Consider the following 23067-nt stretch of genomic DNA (forward strand, 5'->3'; position numbering starts at 1 on the left):
GATTTGAACAGCACCTGGGCTCGAGACGCTCGTCACGGACAGGTTCGACACTAGCGACTCAGAAATTCGAAGCCGCTACGATCGATTGGAGAAACGGCTGCCAACCGTCAACCGTGGGTGAGTTGGCGGGGCGAGGAGGTTCGGGTTAGTCGTCGCTGTCAGTGTCGCTGCCGATCGACTCGTGTTTGTGCAACAGCGCCATCTTGTCCCGAAGGTCCTCGCCGTCCTTGTCGTACGTGCGAACGCGGTAGACGTACAGCAGCGAGACCAGCGCGATCCAGCCGAACTGAACCCCGAGTGCACTCGGTGCACCGAGTGCGACGAACACCATGAAGATCGCCGAGACGATGACGTTCCCCACGGCGACGACCTTCAGCAGCGGCATCGGGAGCTTGTAGAACGAGTACTCGTACCGATCCGGGAAGATCTTCGGGAGGTTCCACAGCGCGACGCCGCTGATCATGAAGCTGATGAAGATGCCGGTGACGGTGATCGTCACGAGCCAGTCGAGCACGTCGACCGCGAGTATCCCACCGAGGGAACCGGTCAGTGGCGCGACCAGCAGCGGCGGCAGCGCGAGCAACAACAGCGCGCGATTCGGCGTGCCGAATCGGTCGTCGATCCCCGCGAAGAAGTTGGGAATAACGTCGTCTCGCGCCGCGCGCATGATCGTTCGCGAGTAAGACGTGTACAGCGTGTTCGTCGTCGTCGCGGCGGCGACGAGTGCGCCGAACGCGACGAACGCGATCGCCCAGCCGGGCATGATCCCTTCCGCGACGGCTGCGAGACCGCCTTCGACGGCTTCGCCGTCGTCGCCCACGATCTCCTGCCACGGCACCGCACCGATCAGCGCCACGATGATACCGATCGTCAGGATTGCGACGAGCGTCATTCCTGCCGCCAGCACGCGCGGGATATTCTTCGCCGGATTCTCGAGTTCCTCGCCGATCTCGATGATCATTGCAAAGCCCTGGAACGGGATGTACAGGGTCACGGCGGCGAGGAAGAACGGTGCGTAGCCGTCGGCGAATGGTTCACCCTCGCCCGACGGGAACAGCGGATCGAAGTTCGACGCGTCGAACGAGGTGAGTCCGCCGGCGATGAACGTGAGCATCGCGGCCATCAACAGACAGACCAGCACGATCTGGATGTTCGCCGCCAACCGCACGCCGACGTAGTTGAACACGAGAAAGGCCCCGAGAAGGAGGTAGACCGAGAGCAGCGTGGGCAAGTCGGCAAAGACGGGGACGTACTCGGCAAAGCCGAGCGCGGCGAACAGGAGGTACGCCCAGACGGACATGATCGGCACCGCAACCCCCAAGAACCCCCAGTACGGTCCGACGAGTCGCGAGGCGTAGACGTACGCCCCGCCGGCGACCGGAATAGCACCCCCGAGTTGTAACAGCAACAGGATGCCTAACACCATCGGGATGATGGATAACAAAATCGCGACGATGATACTCGGGCCGGCAACGACTGCCATTTGCGTCGGCACGATGAAAATGCTCATCCCCACCGCCGTCCCGATGAGCAGTGCAACCGCAGCAATCGGTCCAACCTTCTCGTTAATCAGCTTGAATTCGTCTCCCGACATCGATAGTCCGTCAGAGTATGACACCCAAGGGTTCTTTAAAATACTTATTTCTAGGGAAACACGTTCGGGCGGCTTGAGTCGGCGATCGAGATCATCGACTCTCCGGTTCGCGTACCTTTTTGTGGGCGTTCCGCGACACCGTGTCTCATGGTGGACACAGAAGCGACGGCGATGTATCGAACCAGAACCGACGCCGTCACGACCGAACGCGGCGACGGACGGCCGGTCGTCTTCGCTCACGGAACGCTGATGGATCGAACGATGTTCCGGCCGCAACTCGAGGCGCTCGCTCCCGACTACCGGGCAATCGCGTACGATTTGCGCGCGCGGACGGACCGATACGCACCGGGGTACGACCTCGGCGACCTGGTCGAAGACTGTGACGCACTGCTCGACGGAATCGGGGAAGAGAGCGCCGTCATCGGTGGGATGTCCATGGGCGGGTTCATGGCGCTACGGTTCGCGCTCGCCTACCCCGAACGAGTCGACGGGCTGATCCTGATCGACTCGATGGCGACACCGCACGAGGCCGAAGAACAGGAGACGTACGGCCAACTCGTCGACCCACTCGAGGGCTCGACCGATTCCACCCCGCGGTCGCTGGCGGAGGGGGTCACCGGCTACCTCTTCGGCGAGACGACCCGTGAGGAGAACCCAGCACTCGTCGAAGGGTGGGTCAATCGCTGGGCGACCTATCCCGGCGCGGCGGTCTACAACGAACTCCACTCCTGGCTCGAGCGGCCCGACGTCACCGACCGGCTCTCTGCGATCGACGTCCCAGTCCTCATCGTTCACGGCGAGGAGGATCCCTCGATCGACCCCTCGCGAGCGGAACCGATGCTCGAGGAGCTCCCGGACGCCCGGATGGAACGAATTCCGGCGGCCGGTCACACGTCGAACCTCGAGCGGCCGGAGCCGGTCAACGAGGCGATTCGATCGTTCCTCGAGGAACGGTTCTGACGCGAGAGTATACACGCACGTGCATATTTGGTATGTATAAATGCGGATTCTGAGCACGAACCCGAGGGTTGATTAGCCTCGCGGCCGCCCACTCGAACAATGACGGAGATCATCGACGGCAACGCGGTCGCGAGCCAGATTCGTGACGATCTGACGGACGCAATCGAGACGCTCGCCGACGCGGGCGCGCGACCGGGACTGGCCACCGTCCTGATGGGCGACGATCCGGCCAGTCAGACCTACGTGAACATGAAACAGCGCGACTGCGAGGAGGTCGGCATCGAGAGTATTCACGTCGATGTCGACGGGGACGCACCGCCCGAGGAGCTGTACGAAACGATCGCCGATCTCAACGACGATCCGGAGGTCCACGGCTACATCGTCCAGGCGCCCGTTCCGGATCACGTCGACTACCGCGAGGTTATCCGTCGCGTCGATCCCGCGAAGGACGTCGACGGCTTCCACCCAGAGAACGTCGGCCGCGTCGTCGCCGGCGACGCACGGTTCCGACCCTGTACGCCCCACGGCGTCCAGAAGTTGCTCGAGAGCGCCGACGTCGAGACCGAGGGGAAAGACGTGACGATCGTCGGTCGCTCGGATATCGTCGGCAAGCCGCTGGCGAACCTGTTGATCCAGAAGGCCGACGACGGCAACGCGACGGTGACGATCTGTCACTCCCGAACCGAGAACCTCGCCGAGAAGACCCGCAACGCGGACATCGTCGTCGCCGCCGCCGGGGTTCCCGAACTGGTCGATGGCTCGATGATCGGCGAGGGGAGCGTCGTGATCGACGTCGGCGTCAATCGCGTCGATGCCGACACCGAGAAGGGGTACGAACTCGTCGGCGACGTCGAGTTCGAGAGCGCGAAAGAACAGGCCAGCGCGATCACGCCCGTTCCCGGCGGCGTCGGTCCCATGACGCGCGCAATGTTACTTTATAACACGGTCGAGGCCGCGAGCCAGCAGGCGGACGTCGACGTCGAGTTACCCTGATACGGATTGCTGTAACGATTTACCGGTGCAACCGCAGGACGGTTCGCGGTTGTGCCGGAAATGACTTACAGTAAACCGTATGAGACGCGGACTATTCGGCTCGCTTCTCTTACTCGCTTCCAGTTCGCCGCATTCCGGCTTCGATCGCCTCCCGGAGTTCGTGTGGCCGCTCCGTGCCCAGAAAGATCGCCGGCCCCGCCGCGCGATAGATCTCGACGCCTTCCGTCGAGTTCGGCCGGTACTCCCAGCCCCACCGCGTGCGCTTGAGTCCGAAGTTGTACGCGCGGCGCTCGCTCCGACGGACGTCCTCGATTTCCTCGAACGGGACGTGACGATCGGACAGGTGAAACGGACTGAACCGGAAGAAGACGCCGTCGGCGCGGACCTCGGTCCGCAGCGCGGACCGGAAAAGCAGCGGTAACGGGCCGAGGACGACGAGTGCGAGCAGGACGCCAAGTGCGAGCGATTCACGGGTGGCCCCCTCCGCTTCGAACACGACGACGACAGTGACCGCGAGCGTCGGCACCGAGAGGACGACGACCGCCGGTCCGAACCACGAGGGAAGCGTCTGGCGCTCCTCGAACGTCACCCTTCTCGCGGTGGATTCTCCGCCTTCGTCGTCGCGTGTGCGTACCATCGTCGTCGTTCAGTCGTCGAACTCGAGCGCCTCCAGTCGGTCCTGTGCCTGCGAGAACGCCACCTCGTCGCCGCGCAACCCGTTCGCGAGGTCGCGAGTCGCCTCGACTAGACGGTCGGCCGTCCGCGGGTCGACGTCGCCCTCGAGCATCCGAATTCGGGTGACGTGTTCGCCGAGGGTCTCGAGGGCGGTGCGCTCGGCCGTTGTCAGCTCGCGGTCCTCGACCCAGGTCCGGACGTCGCGCCGGTACTCGCGGACGGCGTTCGCGTACGCGAGCCCGCGGGCCGCGCGGAGAGAGTGTGGGACCTCCGCTGCGGGCGGGCGTTCACCAGCGTCGGCGTCGCGAAGCAGGGAGAGAAAGTAGAGCTCCTCGCGTTCCTCGAGACGCATATCTCGGGCGACGATATCGGCGACGTGGAGCAGTTCGCCGGCAGCCAGGTAGCTGTCGTCGAGGTCCCGGAGGTCGCCGGCGTTGACGAATCCGCGGCGGCGGATGTACTCGCGACACGCGTCACGGGCGCGACCCGCGAGGTCGTCGTTCGAGACCTCGTCGATGGCGTTGCGGACCGCCGTAAGGTCGAACGCCACCGGCATGTCGGTGTGTTCGGTTCGGTCGTCGACGCCGACGCTGCGGAGGCTCCCACAGGCCGGACAGCCGACGCTGCCCGTCTCGTAGTACGACCAGCGAGTCTCACACTCCGTACACTCTCGCTCGCCCCGTATTTTCATGCGTGACCGTACGGACAGGACACCAAAAACCACACCGGAGTCGAGCGCCCGGACTTACAGCGCGCTGGTGTGTGCCCGACGGCCCGAGCCGAGCACCGCTCTCGAGGGATCTACGGCTTCCTGACGAACAATCCGGCCGCGGAGATGCCGCCGATCCCGATCGTGAGCCAGTACGTACTGAGCCGATAGATGAGCGCGACCGTCAGGGCGGCGGCTGGCTCGAGCGAGCCGAGCGTGGTGAGTCCGGCCGTCACGACCGCTTCGACACCGCCGGTTCCGCCGGGAGAGGGGACGACCGATCCGAGTTTCCCGAGCGCGACGACGATAGCGACGACTGGAAGGGTGAGGTGATAGCCCAGCGCGATCGCGCCGATGTACACCGGGAGCATCAGGAAGGCCATGCCGAGATGGGCGTAGACGGACGCGATTACGAGGGTCCGTTTGTCCGCCGTTATCGTCTCGACCGTCGTATAGAACCCGTCCAGTCGCGACCGAACGGCACCGGCGGAGAGCTGTTGATCGAACCGATCGGTAAATCGACCGACGATACGGCGACCGACTCCGGCGATTCCGAGAACGAGTCTGTAGACGACGATCGGTCGACGGACGCCGACGAATACGAGCGAGGCGACGACGACGAACAGAACACCGAACGCGGCGAGCTGAGTGCTCATTCCGGTACCGATTGCGCCACCGGCGGCGATCATCCCGAGGGCCAGAAAGCCGAACGTGTAGTAGGGGATGTAGTTCAGTAGATCGGCGGAGATGATGCTCGCGAGTCCGTCTTCGTAGGCCATCTCACCGTCGCGCGAGACCAGATAGGCCACGAACGGCTCCGTCGCGAGCTGGCCGTACGGCGTCGCGTACTTGACGAACATCGCCGTCAGAAAGATCCCGGCGATCCGACTGCGTGGCATCGTGTCGTCCACCAGCGAGACGAATCGGTCCCAGACCAGGCCGCGAAAGGTCAGTGCGAGCAGTCCGGAGAGAACTCCCAGACCTAACAACCGAAGGTTAGCCTTCGACAGCTCCGCGACGATGTCCTGACTACCGACGGCGCGAACGAGGAGGGCGAGGAGGGCGACGGCGAACACGAAGCCGAGGGCGATCCGACGCTTCACGACCCGAACATTGCACTGACCCTACAACTATGTTATGAATCCGTCGGCGTGCGTACTCTCTGTCCACGGCCGACAACCAATCGACAGACGGCTTCGACGGTAGCCCACGAACGGACGGCTCGCGAACGTTGTTTCAGACCGACGATTTCACCGGTCCAGCCGGAGTTACCCGCCGAACGATTCTCAGCCGATGACGGTCACACGTTCTGTGGTTACGTTCAACACGTCATTAACGGGCGGCAGTTGCAGGCCGCACTGAAACCAACGGAAAGGTCCTATCCAGAGATATGTCCGATTCAGAACTGAACCGACGTAAGTTCGTTGCCGCAGCAGGTACCGCAAGTGCACTCGTCCTCGCTGGCTGTGCCGATGAGGGCCCCGGTGACGAAGAGGAAGAAGAAGATCCGGAGATGGACGAAGAGGATCCTGAGGAAGAAGAGCCGGAAGACGAAGAAGAGGATCCGATGGAGGATGAGGAAGACGAAGAAGAAGACGACGACGAGACCTACACGCTGACAGTCACCGTCGAAGATCAGGACGGCGAGCCCGCTGAAGGTGCGACCGTCGAACTCGACGAGGCCGACGACGACCTCCTGGACGACGAAGACGACGAGGACGACGAGGAAGACGACGACCTGATGGACGACGACGAGGACGACGAGAACGACGACGAAGAAGCCGAAACCGACGCATCCATCCAGGACGACGACGAGGATGACGAGAACGGCCTCGACGACGATGAAGACGAAGACGAGAACGGCCTCGACGACGACGAAGACGACGAAGAAGACGATGACTTGATGGACGATGACGAGGAACACGACTTCCCGCTCGAAGAGGAGACCGACGAAAACGGGGAAGTCGAGTTCGAGGACCTCGAGGACGGCGAGTACACGGTCACCGCCGAACACGACGGCGAGGAAGCCGAAGACGACGTCGAGATCGACGGCGACGACGAAGAACTGACGCTGACGCTCGGCGAAGACGAAGCTGACGAGGAAGACGACGATCTGATGGACGACGATGACGACGATGACGAGGACGACGACGAAGACGACGGACTCTGATCGGTAGAGCCGTCGACTCTCGAGCATCCGTCGCGGAACCACACGAATTCGGGCGGCCGATCGACTGATCGGCTGCCGTCTCCCACCGTTTTTTCGCACGATAGACCGACCAGCGGCTGCTGTCGGCGTCGCTCCTCGGAACGGACTGCTAGGTCAGACCGTGAGTGAGCCTCACGACGTTCGGTCGGGGGCGTCAGTCGTGGGCCAGCCTCCGTGGAACAGTTCCCGTGAACTGTTCGTACAACTGTTGTCGGTTCGAAACCGGCGGCTTCACGCTGAAATCGACGGAAACAGTCTCGAGGAACGATCCTAATCCGGTGTTGGCCCTTCGACACCCGCTGTTACTCCCCCTCTCGAACGAACGATGCTCGTCACCGGAGACAGCTGTCGAACCGTCGTCGAACGACTGCCGGTGGATTCCGGCCCAGCAAGCCCGATCACGGCGACCTTTTTTCCGTTCCGCACGCGTACCGACCACCCATGCGAGACGAAGAAGAGATCCGCGAGCAGTACGAGTTCCTCACCGAGCACCTCGAGAGCGAGGAGATGCGCCACGACGGCGTCAAAGAGATGTTCACCTACTACAAACGCGCGATCGGCTGGGTCCTCGAGGAAGAACACATCTGACTGTCCGGAGAACGGACGTATCATCAGTCCGGTCGGTGTCGTTACCTTTAAGTATACTCGGCAAAATCGTTCACCTGACGCTTCGCTTGGAGGGCCGAAGCGTCAGCGGGGACCAATTCAGGGCGGCAAGCGATCGCGTGGCATTTTTCCGCCACGCGATTTGCTTTCCTGTTTCGACGACTACGAACCGAACAGCGCCAGCTACGTTCGATGGCGAATCCAGAGAGTTCGAGCGGCGGCCTTCGCGTCCCACTATTATAATAATACCGAACTTATTTGCCTGGACTGTAAACATGAACCGCACGTTACCTAACTCCACCCGAAAACTCATCATGGACGTTATCATTCGGTTTTGCTCCAGAAATCGATTCTCGACGGTAATATCCCGGTTTCGATCGAAACAACCCGATAGCCTTATTAAAATTCGACAGTAAGTGCAATTGGTACTTTCCCAATGTACGACCTGACAGGATTCCAGCGTGACCTGCTGTACGTTATCGCTGGCGAGGAGGAACCCCACGGACTGGCAATCAAAGAGGAACTCGAGCAGTACTACGAGAAGGAGATCCACCACGGCCGGCTCTATCCGAACCTCGATACGCTCGTCGACAAGGGGCTCGTCGAGAAGGGGCGGCGCGATCGCCGGACCAACTTCTACACGCTCACGCGTCGCGGCCGACGCGAACTCGAGGCCCGCCGCGACTGGGAAGGACAGTACGTCGAACTCTAGGCCGTGGTTCGGTCACGAACGATCACCGCGATCGTCGGACTGCTGTGCGGACTGGTAGTGAGCGTCGCTGCCTGGGTGTACTTCGAGACAATTCTGTTCTTTCTGTTCCTCCCGTTCGTTCCGTTCGTCTTCGGGTGGGGCCGGTCGAACGGAACGGACGAACGAAGCCGCCAGCGGGCGGCGAAACGGTGTCCGGCGGGTTCGTTCCGAACCACGGACTCGTCGTTCGAGTACTGTCCGCGGGACGGGCGACGACTGCGCGAGGAGTCTGCGTAGCGCCCGCGCGATCCTGCACGTGATCGCTGGCGCAGTGCGACGACGACCGACCGTCACTATCGCTGCCGTCGATTTTCAGCGAGAGTCGTCCACACCGACGACTCCGGCAGGTCGCTTATGTGTGCTCGTGGTGAACGTTCGGGAGTGAACGAGGTTACGTTGCAGCTCGCGGACGCGCCGCTGGACGAGACCGTCGTCCGGCTCGCCCTCGCCGGAGCGCTCGGGATGTTTCTCGGCCTCGAGCGCGAGTGGTCCCAGAAATCGGCCGGCATCCGGACGTTCTCGCTGATCAGTCTCCTCGGGGCCGTCTTCACCCTGCTGGCGTCCGAGACCGATATCGGCGAAGGACTGCTCGTACTCGGCGGACTCCTCGTTATCGTTCAGGGCGTGTTGCTGGCCGTCCAGGGGTTGTTGGACGACGACGGCGAAACCGGACTTTCGCTGACGACCTCGGTGTCGATGCTCGTCGCCTACGGAATCGGCGCGCTGGTCGCCGCCGGCTTCATCCTCGAGGGCGTCACTGTCGCCGTGCTCTCGTCGCTGCTGCTCGTCCTCAAGCGCGAACTCCATGAGTTCGCCTGGGGACTCTCCCGCGAGGAGATGCGCTCGACGACCGAGTTCGCCATTCTGGCGTTCGTCGTCTATCCGCTGTTGCCCGCCGAGTGGAACCCCGAGGTCGCCGGAATCGTCATCCCGCTCGAGCCACAGGTGATCTGGCTGATGGTCGTCGCCGTCGCCGGAATCGGGATCGTCAACTACGCGATCGTCTCGACCTACGGCGGCCGGGGGATCGCGGTGACCGGCTTCTTCGGCGGGCTGGCCTCCTCGACGGCCGTCGTCGGGACGATGCTCGATCACGTCCGTCAGCGCCCCGAAGCGGCGTCGTACGCCGTCGCCGCGATCCTCCTCGCGAACGCGGCGATGGCCGCGCGCAACCTCGCCATCGCGGTCGGCTTTACCGTGGGCAGCGGCACCGATGTCCTTCTCGAGGCGATCATCCCGCTCGGGGCGGTCATCGTGATCGCGTTCGCCATCGCGGCCACGACCGCCGACTGGGGCGAGTCCGGACCGATCGAACTCGAGAGTCCGTTCTCGATGAAGAACGCGCTCGCGTTCGGGGCGGTCTTCCTCGTCGTGCTCGTCTTCGGGTCGCTCGCCGAGACCTGGTTCGGAACGCTCGGCTTCTACGCAACCGCCATCGCGAGCGGCTTCGTCTCGAGCGCGGGCGCGACCACCTCGGCCGTCGTCCTCTACCGCGGCGGGCAACTGGGCGCGGCGGAGGCGACGATCGCAATCTTGCTCGCGACGGTCTCGAGCATCCTGGTCAAGACGCTCCTCGCGTCGACGTCGTCGAACCACGACTTTCGAAAACAGGTCGCAGCCTACAGCGGACTGCTCCTGCTCGGTGGCGCGCTGGCGTCGGTTATCGTCGTCATCTAGGGCTCGAGTCCCGCTTTACTCCCGGTCGTCGTACGAAAGCCCCGGCCTCTTTTCGTTCCCGTGTGAACGCGTGGTACGATGCTCGGAGCACTCTCGGTCGGCAAAAAGGCGGTGTCGTTCGGCTACAAACGCTACGGCGTCCCGGGAGCGGTCGCCTCCGGCGGGGCCGTCCTGATCGGCTACGTCGTCGTTCGGCGCGCCCTGCAGGCGGCGACGGAGGCGGACGAGGGCTCGATCGGGGCGGCTATCGACGCCGAATCGCTCGAGGCAGCGATCGACCAGAACGGGCTGCAAGCCGTCACGAACGTCGGAACCATCGACGAGGCGATCGATCGGGAACAACTGCGCTCGAACGTCGACATCGGTACCGTCCAGTCGGACGTCGAGTCGTCGATCGAAGAGACGGACGAGTTCGACGGTGAGTACGAACAGGGGCCGGGTGCGGCATAGTACGACCCGTCCCGACGAAACGCCGGTACCGGCCGGTCGAGCTATTCTCCGCGGAGTTCGTTCATGTGATCGATTCGCTGCTGGACGAGATCGGGTTTGCCGATGTCGTGGCGCATGTGCAGTCCCTCGTCGCCGGCAACCGCGAGCGCGTCCTCGGCGATCTCCTCGGCATCGGTGATCGACTCCGCGAGACCGACGACGGCGAACGAACGCGAGGTGGTCGTGTAGATACCGTCGTCGCGTTCGTCGACACTGGCGTAGTAGAGTAAGGCGTCTCCAGCACTCTCTTCATCGACCTGCACCTTCGCTCCCGCCTCGGGATCCGTCGGATACCCCTCCGGCACGGCGTACTTACAGACCGTCGCCTGCTCGGCGAACTCCAGTTCGGGCGGGGCTTCGCCGTCTCGAGCGGCCGTCAGCACGTCGAGGAAATCCGTCTCGAGGACGGGCAGCGTGTTCATCGCCTCGGGGTCGCCGAAGCGGGCGTTGAACTCGATGACCTTCGGGCCCTCGCTCGTGAGCATGAACTGACCGTACAGAATCCCGCGATAATCGTCGAGAGCGTCGACGGTGGCCTCGATGATCGAGACGCCCTCCTCGTAGTCCGCTTCGGTCATGAAGGGCAACTCGTTGGTCACGTCGGAGTAACTCCCCATCCCGCCCGTGTTCGGTCCCTCGTCGCCCTCGTAGGCGCGTTTGTGATCCTGCACCGCGGGTGCGGTCTCGAAGCCCCCGTTGGCGACGAGCGCCTGAATGGTGATCTCCTCGCCGATCAGTCGTTCCTCTAAGACGATCCGGTCGTAGTCCGACTCCCGGATGTACGCCTTGCCCTCCTCGGGCGTGACCTGATCGCCGATGACTTTGACGCCTTTCCCGCCGGTGAGTCCGGCCGGTTTGATAACCAGATCGCCGTCGTAGTCGTCGATGAAGTCACACGCGGCCTCCATATCGTCGAAGGTCTCGAAGTCGGGACAGCCCGGAATGTCGTGTTCTTCCATGAACCGGCGCTGAAAGGCCTTGTCCGTCTCGATCCGGGCGTCGGCCTCCTTCGGGCCGAACGGATAGACCCCTGCGGCCTCGAGCTCGTCCGCGACGCCGGCCTCGAGCGGTGCCTCGGGACCGATGACGGCGATCGTCGCGTCGACGTCCTCGGCGTATTCGACGACCGCCTTGGGGTTGGTCGTCTCGAGCGTCTCGAACTCGGTCGCGATCCGGGCGATCCCCGGGTTTCGGTTCCCCGCGCAGGCGTAGAGGTCGGCCTCGCTGTCCTCGAGCGCGCGAGCGATAGCGTGTTCGCGGCCACCGCCGCCGATCAGGAGCACGTGCTCTCGCATGATCGATAGCGGAACGCACGAACCTGTAAGCGTTGCTCTTTCTACGAGCGAATTGTATCCACACCCGTGTATATCTTAGACGACGGTCACCGGAACGGGTGACCCGCGGACGACGTCGTCCGCGAGGGGGCGCTCGAATAGCTGGCTCGCACCGTTTCGGTCGCCGACGATGATGTGGTCGATGTCGTGTTCGGCGGCGTACTCGTGGACCGCCTGTGGTGGATCGCCGGTCGCTTTCGCCGTCGACAGCTCTCGGTCCTGTTCGATCGCTCGTTTTCGTGCCCGTACGAGGACCGAGTCATCGTCCCCGCCGGAGGTCGTGTTCTCCAATTCGTCGTCGGTGACGACCGCCGTGTTCGTCCCGCCGTAGCCGTCCGCCGGTTCGATCAGGTAGAGGACCGTAATCGCTCCCGCCGAGTACTCGTTCAACGCGTACTCGAGCGCGGCGTGGGCGAACTCCGAGTCGTCGTACGGAACGAGAACGTGAGTGGACATACGTTCTCTACCGACAGGATCGGCAAGGCCGTACGCGTTGCAGTGGCTGGTGACAGGCTACTGGTGAGTGCGGCCCGGTCAGGCGTAGAACAGCGGCGGCCGTCGGTCGCCACCGTACTCCTCGTCGGGGAGATACGCCTCGAGCGCGTCCACGTCCTCGTTCTCGAGCAACTGGTCCAGTACGTCCACCGCAGCCCCGCGGTGCAGCGGCTGATTGTCGTTGCCACACTGCTCGTCCATCACGCAGGCCGGACAGCCGCCGACGTTCCCGCAGTCGCAGTCCGCGATGAGGTCCCGCGCGCGCTCGGCAACGGCCTCGTAGTTCTCGTAGATCGCCCGCGCGAAGCCTAGCCCGCCCTCGATCCCGTCGTAGATGAACCAGCCGCTCGCGGGGGTTCGCTCGAGATCCATCGCGATCTCCCGCACCGTCGCCTCGGCGGCGGCGATGTTCTGCGGTGCGTCGTCCTCGCCTGCTGCAGTGCTGGCTTCGACCCCCGGCCCCATCCTAGTATCTGTCTCGTCAGCGACGGCCGCCTCCTGATCGAGGTGCGAATCGATCGTCAGCGTCGCCAGCCCGCCCAGGTCTCGTTTGTCGACCATCAACTCGAGGGGAGCGACGCCGATCGTCGCGTGCTCGGCGGCGTGGAGTCCGCCCGCGTAACCGAGGTGGGCGGTTCCCGCAAGACCGTCCTCGAGTTCCGGCACCGAGAACTCTCGATACTTTTCGATAAGCGCGTCTTCGACGGCCTGGGGCACCTCGAGCCAGCACAGTTGTGTCTCCATCGACAGCGGCGGATTCTCGGTCGGGATCCCCTGTTCTCGCTTGTTCCCGCCGTGGATCGCGACCTTGTCGTAGGTGCCGTGGTAAACCAGCACCCGCCCGCGCCCGAAGTGCAGCGTGAAGTTACCGATGTCACGGGACTCCTCTGAAATCGCGTCGAGCACGGTCACGTCGGTCCGCGTGCGCGTGTAGTAGTCCGCGTTCGTCGGCCGGAGCGTGACCGAGGGTCGGGGCGAGCGGTGGTCGACCTCGATAATTTCGTACTGTTGTCCCTGATGAAGCCGCACTGCGCCCTCGTGGAAGTCCCGCAGGACGCGTTCTCTCGCGAGCGGTTCCATCTCCGGATCCGCCTCCGAGTCGACGCCGTCGGCGAGTTCCACCTCGTACTCCTCGCCCGCCGTCGCGTACAGCGAGATGGACTGCTGGGGTCGCGGCGGCCCGACGTAGGAGACGCCGGTCTCGAGCGCCCCCGTCAACTGCCCCGCGCGCCGCCACATCTCGACGGCGCGCTCGAGGCGTTCCCGGTCGGCGAACCCGCCAGCGTCGGACTCGTCGAGCGCGAGTTCGTCGGCCGCACAGCGCAGGTGCTGGGCGAAGACGGCGTCGTTGTCGATGTCCACGACGGCGTCCTCGACGTCGTTCTCGAGGAGGTAGTCCGGATTGTTCACGACGTACTGATCGAGCGTGCGGTGTTCGGCGACGAGCACCGAGAGCGCCCGCCTCGCGCCCCGTCCCGCGCGGCCGATCTGTTGCCAAAACGACTGGCGCTGGCCGGGGTAGCCCAGCTGGACCGTCGCGTCCATCGCGCCGATGTCGATCCCCAACTCGAGGGCGTTCGTCGAGGCGACGCCGTCCAGAACCCCCGTCTTGAGCTGGTGTTCGGTGCCGTGGCGCTTCTTTCGCGAGTGGCCGGCGTGGTACGGTTCGATCGCGCTCCCGCGGTCGGGGTTCGTGTAGTAGTGGTTGTCGTCGCGATGTTTCGACGCGCGCTTGACGGAGAGTTCAGCGAGCTTCCTCGAGGGGGTAAACAGCAGCGTCTGGGCGTCCTGATAGGTCAGATGCGAGAGCAGCCGCGGGGCCTCGACGGTAGCAGGGACGCGCTCGAGGACGGCGTCCTCGGCTTCCCTCTCGTCGTCCGCGTCCTCGTCACGCCACTCGTCTCGGTCGTCACTCGAGTCGTCGCGGCTCACGTGTCGCTCGGTCCGCGTCGCTCCCGTTCGCGTATCCGAGGACTCGCTTCGCTCGTCCTCGCGAGCCCGAGGCGGCGGATTCCAGAGCACCAGATCCCGCGGCCCCGCCGGGGAACCGTCCTCGTCGACCACGGTGACGGGTTCGTCGATCAGTGCGGCGGAGTGTTCGCCGGGGTTGCCGATCGTCGCGCTCGTCAGAACGTACTGGGGATCGGCGTCGTAGTACGAAAGGACGCGCTTCAGCCGCCGGACGATCCAGGCGACGTGCATGCCGTGGACGCCGGTGTAGGTGTGGGACTCGTCGATCACCAGTAGATCACAGGCCGAGAGGAATCGCGCCCAGCGGTCGTGGTCGTGTAAGTAGGTGTTCACGCCCGCAAAATTCGTGATGATGACGTCGGCCTCCTCGCGGATCCGCTTGCGATTCTGCCCGCGTTCGGTGTCCCCGTCGTAGACCCGGACCGTGATCTCGAGGCCCAGTTCGTCGAAGAGGTCGTTCAGGCTCCGTTCCTGATCCCGGGAGAGTGCTTTGGTGGGATAGAGTAGGTACGCGGTCGACTCCTCGCCTCGAGCCCGCGCCTCGAGGTAGTTCCGCGCGATCTGGAGCGCGTAGACGCGGGTCTTTCCGGAGGAGGTACTCGTCGCAACGCAGACGTGCTCGTCGCGTGCGAGGGCCTCGAGTGCGTCGGCCTGGTGGGTGTAGCAGTCGTGCTCGAGCGGCCCCGCGAGTTCGGGCCGGAGGACGTCCGCACTCGGCACCGTCTCGGCGGGTCGACCGGGCCGCTCGAGGAGTGAAATATCCTCGGGGTTCCGATAGCCGGGGAAAGTGTCGACCAGTTCGTCGCCGGTGACCGGAACGTTCGCCGCTTCGTCGGGATGTTGTTCGCTCATGGGTTAGAAATCACTCAGTCCGGTTTGTTCGCCGCCATTCGCGTCGCTCGAGGGTTTCGGGTTCGACGTTCGGTCCGTGGAATCTACGCGAGAGTCGTTTGTCCCCGTCCGACTCGAGTCCCCGCCGTTCGAGACTGAGACCGAATCGGATTCGGCCTGCGGCGCATCTAGAAGTCGCTCGTAGACGTGCCACAGTGCTCGGCAGTCGTCCTCGCAGTAGTCCTCGTGGCGACCCCACTCGAGTGGGTCACCCGTTCGCATGAATCGCTGGTAGGCTGCCGCGGTCTGCGCACCGTCGAGACCGGTGCCGGCACCGTCGTAGCCGAGCGCGTCCGAGACGGTCTCGAGTTTGTTCGTTCGTCCGGGCAGGAGCGCGTTGTCATTGCCGACGGTCCAGAGGTAGAGATCGAACTTGGGGATCGACTCCCACTCGTCGACGTAGTACGGGACGTGACGGGCGATAAAGGCCCCGAGGTGTCGGTAGTCGAAGCGCCAGCCGTTCCACGTGAGTAGTGCACGGTTGGGGTGGACGCCGAGCAGCCAGTCGCAAAAGGCCTCGAGCACCGAGCCCGGATCGGACGGGGCGTCGCGCTCGACGAACGCGCGGTACTCGTCCGTCGCGGGATCGTAGACGCCGACCTGCCAGATGATCGTCGGCGAGAGCCCGTCGGTCTCGATGTCGATGCAAAGCGGTGGCGTATGCCAGTTCTCGCCGGGCAGAGACTCGTCCGTGAGCCGTCGTGGCTCGCCGGTCTCGAGCACGTTCGCGTGCTGGTGCATCGTTCGCGCCCCTGTCTGGCCCACGTTCGGGAGGTCGGCCAGCGTCTGGACGGGGGTCTCGAGGAGTTCCGCGCGGGTCGTCACTCCGCGCTCGGCGAGTCGCTCGGCCGTCTTCGGGCCGATTCCGGAGACGGCCTCGAGACCGAAGTTGGTGATTTTGTGCGTCTCGACGCGCTCGATCCCGTCGGCGGTGAGCGTCAGGCTCGCGATCGACTGTCGTTGGTTGTAGCCCTCGACGGGGCCTGCCCCCTGGACGCGGACGGAGACGCAGTTCTCGTCGAGTGGCTCGAAGCCGCCGATCTGGTCGTGGTCGACGGCGCGGACCGCGCCCGTTTCCGCCTCGAGGTGCCACAACTCCTCGTACCCCGCGGGCTCGCTGCCGGTCAGGGCGGTCGTGACCCGTCCGGTCGGAAGTGCGCTGGCGAGCGTGTCCGCGCCCTCGAGGGTCGTCTCGAGAGCGGTCGGACGAACGGTCGTCGTCACGTCGTCGCAGACGAGCGCGGCGAAAGCCGAGTTCGGATCATCGAGTTCACTCGAGACAGCGTTGGGATTTACGCGGAGGGATCTAATTCCTGCGCTCACGGCGATTTCCAGGTCCCCATTGCCGATCACTTGCCGACGAAGTGACCCGTCACCGTCCGTCTCGAGCGGCGGATGAAACGCCGGCGCGTCGAACGTGCGCCGAGCCCGGGCGCACGCCTGCGGTTCTCGAGACGGGCCGAGCACCCAAACGGCATCGGGCTCGAGGGTCGTCTCGAGATCCTCGAGCGTCGCGACGGGCCGGTCGGCGATCGCCGAGGGTGGGAGGGCGAGGAGGGTGGCGCCGTCTCGAGCGGTCATCGCTCGTCGGAACGCGCGGCGTAATAAAGAGGGTTTGGACACCGGGGTGAAAGTGAAATCGGCTGTGGACTGACGAATCGATAGTCAACCACCGCAACAATTAAGCAGATTCTGCACACACATGTGTGCATGGGCGACACTGAGTATCGGAACGTTCGGCTCACCGAGGACGCGTATCAAAGACTCAAAAGTCGTAAACAGGCAGGTGAATCGTTTTCCGATACCGTCGAGCGAATCGCTGGCGAACGGTCGTTGCTTGATCTCGCGGGGATTATTTCCGATGACGAAGCCGAAGAGATGCGCGAAGCGATTCGCGAGCAGGAGGATCGATCGCGCGACGAGCTAGACCGACTTGCTGACCGAATGGACTCATGATTGTCGACACAGACGTTCTCATCGACGTGATGCAGGACAACGACAGAGCTATGCGAAAGATACGCGAGTTCGAGGATCAGCACGTCCCGCTTCGCATCTCAGCAGTATCAGAATTCGAACTGTATCACAGCGTCGAACGTGTCGATAATTTCGGGACGCGGCGTCGACGTATCGAAAACGTACTCGAGACGAAGCCAGCGTATCCTGCTGATAGCACTGTGATGAAGAAGGCTGGGCGAATCGATGGCCGGCTTACCTCAGACGGGAAAGCGATCGGAATTGCAGATACAATCATCGGTGCAACGGCGCTCGTTCACGAAGAGCCAATCCTCACGCGGAACGTCGATCACTTCGAACGAATCGACGGTCTCGATGTCGAGTCGTACTGAGTGGGGAAAACTCAACGCTAAAGGGAGAGCACGCGAAACGGGGCCACAATGCAACAGTACCTCGATCTCGTCGAGTCGGCTCTGAGCGGGGGCGCGTACAAGCCCAACCGGACCGGCGTCGACACGATTTCCTCGTTCAGCGAGCACTACGAGGTGGACCTCCAAAAGGGATATCCCCTGCTGACGACCAAACGGATGGACGGCTACCGCTGGAACTCGATGCTCCACGAAGTCTGCTGGTATCTCTCCGGCGAGGAGCACATTCGAACCCTGCGCGAGGAGACCAAAATCTGGGACGCGTGGGCCGACGAGGACGGGAAGCTCGACACCGCCTACGGCCGCTTCTGGCGACGGTATCCGGTTCCGGAGCAGGGCGCACAACTCGAGGGCGAGTCCTGGCCCGACGACTCTCACCGATGGGTCACCGAGGAGGACGACGGCAGAAGGACCTTCGACCAACTGCAGTACATCGTCGACACGCTCTCCGACTCGCCGAACTCGCGCCGTCTGGTGGTCAACGCCTGGCATCCCGCCAACGCGGCCGTCTCGACGCTGCCGCCCTGCCATTATTCGTTCGTCTTCAACGTGCAGGGCGACCAACTGAACTGTCACCTCACGCAGCGCTCGGGCGACATCGCACTCGGCGTGCCGTTCAATATCGCGGCCTACGCACTCCTGACGAAGGTCGTCGCCCAGCAGACCGGATTCGAGCCCGGCTCCTTCGCTCACACCGTCGTCGACGCACACGTCTACTGCGGTCGCGGCGCGCGCGGGGAGTGGTACGCGGACAACCTCGAGGCGCTCCAGTCTCGGCTGGCCGACGCCGACGCCCGCGAGGACTACCTCGCGGTTCGTGAGTGGCTCGAGTCCGAAGCCCCCGCCGAAGCCGACGGCGATGAACGACTCGACCACGTCCCCGGCCTGCTCGAGCAACTGTCCCGAGAGCCGCTCGAACGGCCGACGCTCGAGGTCGCGGAGACGTCGATCGACGACCTTCGCTACGAGGACGTCCAGCTCGAGGAGTACGAGTCACACGACGGACTCGAGTTCGCGGTCGCAGAATGAGCGAGAGTAACCACCCGTCTCTGGAGACCGACCGCGAACTCGTCGGCATCGTCGCGGTCGCCGAGAACGGCGTCATCGGGAAGGATGGGGACATGCCCTGGCACATCCCCGCGGATCTCCAGCACTTCAAGAAGACGACGATGGATCATCCGATCATCATGGGTCGAGTGACCTACGAGGGCATCCTCGAGACCCTCGGCGAACCCTTACCGGGCCGGACGACGATCGTGTTGACGAGCCGCGATCTCGAGACGCCCGAGAACGCCGTCGCCGCGGGGAGTCTCGAGGACGCGCTCGAAAAAGCCGACGCCGCCGCGCGCGAACACCACGACGACGCAGACCGACTCTTCGTCGCCGGCGGTGCGACCGTCTACGAGCAGTTCCTCCCCGCGCTGGATCGGTTGGTCGTGACCGAGATTGACGACGATCCCGACGGCGACACGCGGTTCCCCGACTGGGATCGAGATGCGTTCGAGACCGTCTCTCGAGACGAACGCGACGGGTTCGCGTTCCTCGAATACGTCCGTCGTGAGTGACACCGCGTCCTGCGTCGACGCTGAACGGGTGGGGCACTCGTCCGAGTTCTTCGCTCCGATCGGGCGATCGGTTCCAGGACCATAATAGAATATTAAGAATACAACCACACACCAATACCGTCAAATACGGGGGTATTAGTATGCGTTACAGCGGGTTCTCGGGAGATTCAAAACCCCCCGGTCCGAACTCCTCCTATGGCAACTGATGAGTTCTCGGACGCAATCCGGGAGTTCGAACACGATGGCGAGACGTACAAGATGGCAGATCTCACGGTACTCGAGGAGCAGGGACTCTGTGACCTCGAGAAACTACCGGTGAGCATCCGCGTGCTGCTCGAGGCGGTTCTCCGAAACGCGGACGGCGACATGATCTCGGCGCAGGACGTCAAAAACGCGGCCTCCTGGGAGCCGGACGTCCCGGACGTCGAAGTTCCCTTCCAGCCGTCCCGCGTGGTTCTTCAGGACCTGACCGGCGTTCCGGCGGTCGTCGACCTCGCGGCGCTCCGATCAGCCGCGGACCGCGCGGATAAGGACCCCTCGATCGTCGAACCCGAAGTTCCCTGTGACCTCGTGATCGACCACAGTGTACAGGTCGACTACTTCGGCAGCGAGGACGCCTACGAACAGAACGTCGAACTCGAGTACGAGCGAAACGAAGAGAGATATCGCGCGATCAAGTGGGCCGAGCAGGCGTTCGAGGACTTCAACGTCGTCCCGCCGGGAACCGGGATCGTCCACCAGGTCAACTTAGAGCACCTCGGTCGCGTCGTCCACGCCCGCGAGCAAGACGGCGAACAGTGGCTCCTGCCCGACACCCTCGTCGGCACGGACAGCCACACCCCGATGATCAACGGTATCGGCGTCGTCGGCTGGGGCGTCGGCGGGATCGAGGCCGAAGCGGCCCTTCTGGGCCAGCCGATCACGATGACCCTCCCCGAGGTCGTCGGCGTCGAACTCACCGGCGAACTCCCCGAGGGCGCAACCGCGACGGACCTCGTGCTCCACATCACGGAGAAGCTCCGGCAGGTCGGCGTCGTCGACAAGTTCGTCGAGTTCTACGGCGACGGGGTCTCTCAGCTTTCGGTCGCCGACCGCGCGACCATTTCGAACATGTCCCCCGAGCACGGCTGTACGATCTCGATGTTCCCCGTCGACGACGCGACGCTCGACTACCTCGAGCTGACCGGTCGCGACGAGGACCACATCGAACTCGTCCGGGAGTACTTGGAAGCGCAGGGCCTGTTCGGCGACCACGACCCGGAGTTCACCGAGACGGTCGAGTTCGACCTCGGCACCGTCGAACCCAGCCTCGCGGGCCACAAGAAGCCCCACGCCCGCATCCCGATGGGCGATCTGGACGAGCACTTCCCGACGCTGCTCGCCGAAGAGGGCGTCATCGACTCCGGAGCCGCCGAGAGCGACGGCGGACTCGTCGCCAAGGAACAGCCCGGACTCGACGAGAAGATCCCCGTCACGCTCGAGGACGGCACCGAGGTCGAGATCGGCCACGGCTCCGTTCTCGTCAGCGCGATCACGTCCTGTACGAACACCTCGAACCCGTCGGTGATGGTCGCCGCGGGCCTGCTCGCACGGAACGCGCTCGAGCAGGGACTCGACGTCCCCGAGTACGTCAAGACCAGCCTCGCACCCGGCAGCAAGGTCGTCACCGAGTACCTCAAGCAGGCCGACCTGCTCGACGACCTCGAGGGCCTCGGCTACCACGTCGTCGGCTACGGCTGTACGACCTGTATCGGTAACGCCGGCCCGCTCGCCGAACCGATCGAGGCCGCCATCGACGAGCACGACCTCTGGACGACCAGCGTCCTCTCGGGCAACCGCAACTTCGAGGCGCGTATCCACCCGAAGATCCGCGCGAACTACCTCGCCAGCCCGCCGCTGGTCGTCGCGTACGGTCTCGCCGGTAAGATGGACATCGACCTCGAGAACGAACCGATCGGCACGAACGACGACGGCGAGGAAATTTTCCTCGAGGACATCTGGCCGGATCCACAGGAGGTCAAAGAGACGATTCACGAGAACGTCTCCGCCGAACTGTTCAAGGACAAGTACGCGAGCGTCTTCGAAGGCGACGACCGCTGGGAGGCGCTCGACGCACCGACGGGAGACGTCTACGAGTGGGATTCGGAGTCGACCTACATCCGCGAGCCGCCGTTCTTCCAGGAGTTCCCGCTCGAGGAACCCGGCGTCGAAGACATCGCGGACGCCCGCTGTCTGCTCACGCTCGGCGATACGGTCACGACCGACCACATCAGCCCGGCCGGACCGTTCAGCGAGGATCTGCCGGCCGGTCAGTGGCTCTCCGAGCGCGGCGTCGAACCGTACGAGTTCAACACCTACGGCTCCCGCCGCGGGAACCACGAGGTCATGATGCGCGGCACGTTCGCGAACGTCCGCATCGAGAACCAGCTGCTGGACGGGAAGGAAGGCGGCTACACGATTCACCACCCAACGGGTGAGGAAACGACGGTCTTCGACGCCTCCGAACGCTATCGCGACGAGGACACGCCGCTCATCGTCATGGCCGGCGAAGAGCTCGGGACCGGCTCGAGCCGCGACTGGGCCGCGAAAGGGACCGACCTGCTCGGCATCCGCGCGACCATCGGTCAGAGCTACGAGCGGATCTACCGCGACAACCTCCTCGGCATGGGCGTCCTGCCCCTGCAGTTCGAGGACGGTGAGGGCTGGGAAGAACTCGGCCTCGACGGCTCCGAGTACTTCGACATCAAGGGACTCGACGACGGCCTCGAGCCAAACGCCGAACTCACCGTCGTCGCCGAGGACGACGACGGCGAGACGACCGAGTTCGACGTCACCGCACAGGTCGGCACGCCCGCGGCCGTGAAGTACGTCGAAAACGGCGGCGTACTCCACCTCGTGCTCCGGCGGATGTTGACGGAGTAAGGGACTCGAGTCTCGGCGTTTCGGGTTCGTTTTTTGCCGATCGATCGTCGCGGTACCGTACCGGTCCGATTCCTGATTTATTACTAAATAGTGAGTGTAGTATATATCCTCTGGAAGCGTCCGTACTACCTGAGGAATAATGTCAACAGAAACTACTGAGGACTCGTACGCCGAGTTCCCGCTCGATGTCGACTGGCAATTGATCGGGATCACCGGCGGTATCGTCGCACTGATCGGAGTACTTGCAATCGCGTTTCCCCTTGCGACGGGACTTTCCGTCACGTACGCACTGAGCGCACTCCTCATCGTAAGTGGGATCGTCCACGGGGCGACCGCATTCTCGAACCGCGGCTGGAGTGGCACAGTCTGGCAACTCGTACTCGCCGTCGTCGCCATTCTCGCGGGGATCGTGCTTCTTGCGAACCCCGTCGTTGGGCTCGCCTCCCTCACCGTCCTCGTGATCGCCTACCTGCTCGTCGACGGACTGGTGGAGCTCGCCGCGAGCATCCGGATGGACGGTCAGGAGGGGAGAGGCTACATCGCAGCTAGCGGAGTCCTCTCGCTCGTCCTCGCCGGACTGCTCTGGGCCGGATTCCCCGCCGACTCGGCCTGGGTCGTCGGACTACTCGTTGGCGTGAGTCTGCTGATGACCGGGTTCTCGATGGTCCTCGTCTCCATGTCCGGTCGCCGGATCGAGAAAGACCTCGATGCGGGCGTGGTCGAATCGCGAAAGGCGTGAATCGCCATTTTTTCGTCGAACCGATTTCGACGTACCGTCTCGGTTGCTCGTCAGCCGGACCGTTGTCGGAGGCCGACCGACCCCAAAACCAGCGTCACGCTTCGTG

Annotated in this window: 22 protein-coding genes; 14 read left to right on the forward strand and 8 right to left on the reverse strand. The window is 63.9% G+C overall.

Translation table 11 applies throughout. The features are described 5' to 3' along the window. Positions 1 to 145: 145 nt before the first annotated feature. The gene (locus BLT08_RS11410; RefSeq protein ID WP_090306750.1) at positions 146 to 1594 is read right to left on the reverse strand and encodes an APC family permease; all 1449 of its coding nucleotides are present in this window, start codon (positions 1592 to 1594) and stop codon (positions 146 to 148) included. Between the two features lie 147 nt (positions 1595 to 1741). Between BLT08_RS11410 and BLT08_RS11415 the strand changes: the two genes are divergently transcribed. Then, complete coding sequence (locus tag BLT08_RS11415) at positions 1742 to 2554, forward strand: alpha/beta fold hydrolase (RefSeq protein ID WP_090306754.1); 813 nt, start codon at positions 1742 to 1744, stop codon at positions 2552 to 2554. 99 nt (positions 2555 to 2653) lie between these two features. Next, entirely contained in the window at positions 2654 to 3547 is an 894-nt protein-coding gene (locus tag BLT08_RS11420) for a bifunctional methylenetetrahydrofolate dehydrogenase/methenyltetrahydrofolate cyclohydrolase (protein ID WP_090306758.1), read from the forward strand. Positions 3548 to 3656: 109 nt separating this feature from the next. Here BLT08_RS11420 and BLT08_RS11425 read toward each other — a convergent pair whose 3' ends face one another. The 3 genes from BLT08_RS11425 to BLT08_RS11435 form a co-directional block, all read right to left on the reverse strand. After that, a complete protein-coding gene (locus BLT08_RS11425) occupies positions 3657 to 4184 on the reverse strand; it encodes a hypothetical protein (protein ID WP_090306762.1) in 528 nt (175 codons plus the stop codon). 9 nt (positions 4185 to 4193) lie between these two features. Beyond that, complete coding sequence (locus BLT08_RS11430) at positions 4194 to 4913, reverse strand: DUF7117 family protein (protein WP_090306765.1); 720 nt, start codon at positions 4911 to 4913, stop codon at positions 4194 to 4196. Positions 4914 to 5023: 110 nt separating this feature from the next. After that, positions 5024 to 6034 (reverse strand): lysylphosphatidylglycerol synthase transmembrane domain-containing protein, encoded by a 1011-nt coding sequence (locus BLT08_RS11435; RefSeq protein ID WP_090306770.1) that lies wholly within the window; start codon positions 6032 to 6034, stop codon positions 5024 to 5026. A gap of 287 nt (positions 6035 to 6321) precedes the next feature. Between BLT08_RS11435 and BLT08_RS11440 the strand changes: the two genes are divergently transcribed. From BLT08_RS11440 to BLT08_RS11460, 6 genes are all read left to right on the forward strand, one after another. Beyond that, positions 6322 to 7101, forward strand: a complete 780-nt coding sequence (locus tag BLT08_RS11440; RefSeq protein WP_090306775.1) for a hypothetical protein — start codon at positions 6322 to 6324, stop codon at positions 7099 to 7101. Positions 7102 to 7581: 480 nt separating this feature from the next. Next, positions 7582 to 7728 carry a hypothetical protein gene (locus BLT08_RS22995; RefSeq protein WP_175529289.1) on the forward strand — a complete coding sequence of 49 codons (147 nt, stop codon included), beginning with the start codon at positions 7582 to 7584 and terminating at the stop codon, positions 7726 to 7728. Positions 7729 to 8182: 454 nt separating this feature from the next. Further along, a complete protein-coding gene (locus BLT08_RS11445) occupies positions 8183 to 8458 on the forward strand; it encodes a PadR family transcriptional regulator (protein ID WP_076578009.1) in 276 nt (91 codons plus the stop codon). Positions 8459 to 8515: 57 nt separating this feature from the next. Then, a complete protein-coding gene (locus BLT08_RS11450) occupies positions 8516 to 8734 on the forward strand; it encodes a hypothetical protein (protein ID WP_245724199.1) in 219 nt (72 codons plus the stop codon). A gap of 144 nt (positions 8735 to 8878) precedes the next feature. Next, on the forward strand, positions 8879 to 10174 hold the full coding sequence (locus BLT08_RS11455) for an MgtC/SapB family protein (protein WP_090306781.1): 1296 nt from the start codon (positions 8879 to 8881) through the stop codon (positions 10172 to 10174). Between the two features lie 78 nt (positions 10175 to 10252). Beyond that, complete coding sequence (locus BLT08_RS11460) at positions 10253 to 10624, forward strand: hypothetical protein (RefSeq protein ID WP_090306784.1); 372 nt, start codon at positions 10253 to 10255, stop codon at positions 10622 to 10624. A 41-nt stretch (positions 10625 to 10665) separates the two neighbouring features. On the opposite strand, the gene purD is transcribed toward BLT08_RS11460, so the two are convergent. The 4 genes from purD to BLT08_RS11480 all read right to left on the reverse strand — a co-directional run bounded on the left by purD (position 10666) and on the right by BLT08_RS11480 (position 16935). Beyond that, complete coding sequence (purD, locus tag BLT08_RS11465; protein ID WP_090306787.1) at positions 10666 to 11958, reverse strand: phosphoribosylamine--glycine ligase; 1293 nt, start codon at positions 11956 to 11958, stop codon at positions 10666 to 10668. Between the two features lie 75 nt (positions 11959 to 12033). Further along, positions 12034 to 12453: a universal stress protein gene (locus BLT08_RS11470; RefSeq protein ID WP_090306790.1), complete on the reverse strand. Its 420-nt coding sequence runs from the start codon at positions 12451 to 12453 to the stop codon at positions 12034 to 12036. 78 nt (positions 12454 to 12531) lie between these two features. Beyond that, positions 12532 to 15315, reverse strand: coding sequence for a DEAD/DEAH box helicase (locus BLT08_RS11475; RefSeq protein WP_090306795.1), 2784 nt, complete (start codon positions 15313 to 15315; stop codon positions 12532 to 12534). Between the two features lie 3 nt (positions 15316 to 15318). Further along, a complete protein-coding gene (locus BLT08_RS11480; protein WP_090306799.1) occupies positions 15319 to 16935 on the reverse strand; it encodes a ribonuclease H-like domain-containing protein in 1617 nt (538 codons plus the stop codon). 129 nt (positions 16936 to 17064) lie between these two features. On the opposite strand from BLT08_RS11480, the gene BLT08_RS11485 reads away from it, so the two are divergent. From BLT08_RS11485 to BLT08_RS11510, 6 genes are all read left to right on the forward strand, one after another. Then, positions 17065 to 17310, forward strand: a complete 246-nt coding sequence (locus BLT08_RS11485) for an antitoxin VapB family protein (protein ID WP_090306804.1) — start codon at positions 17065 to 17067, stop codon at positions 17308 to 17310. Continuing rightward, positions 17307 to 17699: a type II toxin-antitoxin system VapC family toxin gene (locus tag BLT08_RS11490; protein WP_090306808.1), complete on the forward strand. Its 393-nt coding sequence runs from the start codon at positions 17307 to 17309 to the stop codon at positions 17697 to 17699. The genes BLT08_RS11485 and BLT08_RS11490 overlap by 4 nt, the downstream gene beginning before the upstream one ends. A 48-nt stretch (positions 17700 to 17747) precedes the next feature. Beyond that, positions 17748 to 18764 carry a thymidylate synthase gene (gene thyA, locus BLT08_RS11495; RefSeq protein ID WP_090306812.1) on the forward strand — a complete coding sequence of 339 codons (1017 nt, stop codon included), beginning with the start codon at positions 17748 to 17750 and terminating at the stop codon, positions 18762 to 18764. Then, entirely contained in the window at positions 18761 to 19300 is a 540-nt protein-coding gene (locus BLT08_RS11500; RefSeq protein WP_090306815.1) for a dihydrofolate reductase, read from the forward strand. The genes thyA and BLT08_RS11500 overlap by 4 nt, the downstream gene beginning before the upstream one ends. A gap of 195 nt (positions 19301 to 19495) precedes the next feature. Beyond that, positions 19496 to 22222, forward strand: a complete 2727-nt coding sequence (acnA, locus tag BLT08_RS11505) for an aconitate hydratase AcnA (RefSeq protein ID WP_090306818.1) — start codon at positions 19496 to 19498, stop codon at positions 22220 to 22222. A gap of 139 nt (positions 22223 to 22361) precedes the next feature. Then, on the forward strand, positions 22362 to 22961 hold the full coding sequence (locus BLT08_RS11510; protein WP_090306823.1) for an HdeD family acid-resistance protein: 600 nt from the start codon (positions 22362 to 22364) through the stop codon (positions 22959 to 22961). Positions 22962 to 23067: the final 106 nt, after the last annotated feature.

This window comes from Natronorubrum texcoconense, assembly GCF_900100335.1.
GTDB classification, from domain to species: domain Archaea; phylum Halobacteriota; class Halobacteria; order Halobacteriales; family Natrialbaceae; genus Natronorubrum; species Natronorubrum texcoconense.

Excerpts from the sequence above, each read along its gene's own strand:
- BLT08_RS11410 (WP_090306750.1), bottom strand. The coding sequence starts at position 1,594 with ATGTCGGGAGACGAATTCAAGCTGATTAACGAGAAGGTTGGACCGATT.
- BLT08_RS11415 (WP_090306754.1), top strand. The coding sequence starts at position 1,742 with ATGGTGGACACAGAAGCGACGGCGATGTATCGAACCAGAACCGACGCC.
- BLT08_RS11420 (WP_090306758.1), top strand. The coding sequence starts at position 2,654 with ATGACGGAGATCATCGACGGCAACGCGGTCGCGAGCCAGATTCGTGAC.
- BLT08_RS11425 (WP_090306762.1), bottom strand. The coding sequence starts at position 4,184 with ATGGTACGCACACGCGACGACGAAGGCGGAGAATCCACCGCGAGAAGG.
- BLT08_RS11430 (WP_090306765.1), bottom strand. The coding sequence starts at position 4,913 with ATGAAAATACGGGGCGAGCGAGAGTGTACGGAGTGTGAGACTCGCTGG.
- BLT08_RS11440 (WP_090306775.1), top strand. The coding sequence starts at position 6,322 with ATGTCCGATTCAGAACTGAACCGACGTAAGTTCGTTGCCGCAGCAGGT.
- BLT08_RS22995 (WP_175529289.1), top strand. The coding sequence starts at position 7,582 with ATGCGAGACGAAGAAGAGATCCGCGAGCAGTACGAGTTCCTCACCGAG.
- BLT08_RS11445 (WP_076578009.1), top strand. The coding sequence starts at position 8,183 with ATGTACGACCTGACAGGATTCCAGCGTGACCTGCTGTACGTTATCGCT.
- BLT08_RS11460 (WP_090306784.1), top strand. The coding sequence starts at position 10,253 with ATGCTCGGAGCACTCTCGGTCGGCAAAAAGGCGGTGTCGTTCGGCTAC.
- purD (WP_090306787.1), bottom strand. The coding sequence starts at position 11,958 with ATGCGAGAGCACGTGCTCCTGATCGGCGGCGGTGGCCGCGAACACGCT.
- BLT08_RS11470 (WP_090306790.1), bottom strand. The coding sequence starts at position 12,453 with ATGTCCACTCACGTTCTCGTTCCGTACGACGACTCGGAGTTCGCCCAC.
- BLT08_RS11475 (WP_090306795.1), bottom strand. The coding sequence starts at position 15,315 with ATGAGCGAACAACATCCCGACGAAGCGGCGAACGTTCCGGTCACCGGC.
- BLT08_RS11480 (WP_090306799.1), bottom strand. The coding sequence starts at position 16,935 with ATGACCGCTCGAGACGGCGCCACCCTCCTCGCCCTCCCACCCTCGGCG.
- BLT08_RS11485 (WP_090306804.1), top strand. The coding sequence starts at position 17,065 with ATGGGCGACACTGAGTATCGGAACGTTCGGCTCACCGAGGACGCGTAT.
- BLT08_RS11490 (WP_090306808.1), top strand. The coding sequence starts at position 17,307 with ATGATTGTCGACACAGACGTTCTCATCGACGTGATGCAGGACAACGAC.
- thyA (WP_090306812.1), top strand. The coding sequence starts at position 17,748 with ATGCAACAGTACCTCGATCTCGTCGAGTCGGCTCTGAGCGGGGGCGCG.
- BLT08_RS11500 (WP_090306815.1), top strand. The coding sequence starts at position 18,761 with ATGAGCGAGAGTAACCACCCGTCTCTGGAGACCGACCGCGAACTCGTC.
- acnA (WP_090306818.1), top strand. The coding sequence starts at position 19,496 with ATGGCAACTGATGAGTTCTCGGACGCAATCCGGGAGTTCGAACACGAT.
- BLT08_RS11510 (WP_090306823.1), top strand. The coding sequence starts at position 22,362 with ATGTCAACAGAAACTACTGAGGACTCGTACGCCGAGTTCCCGCTCGAT.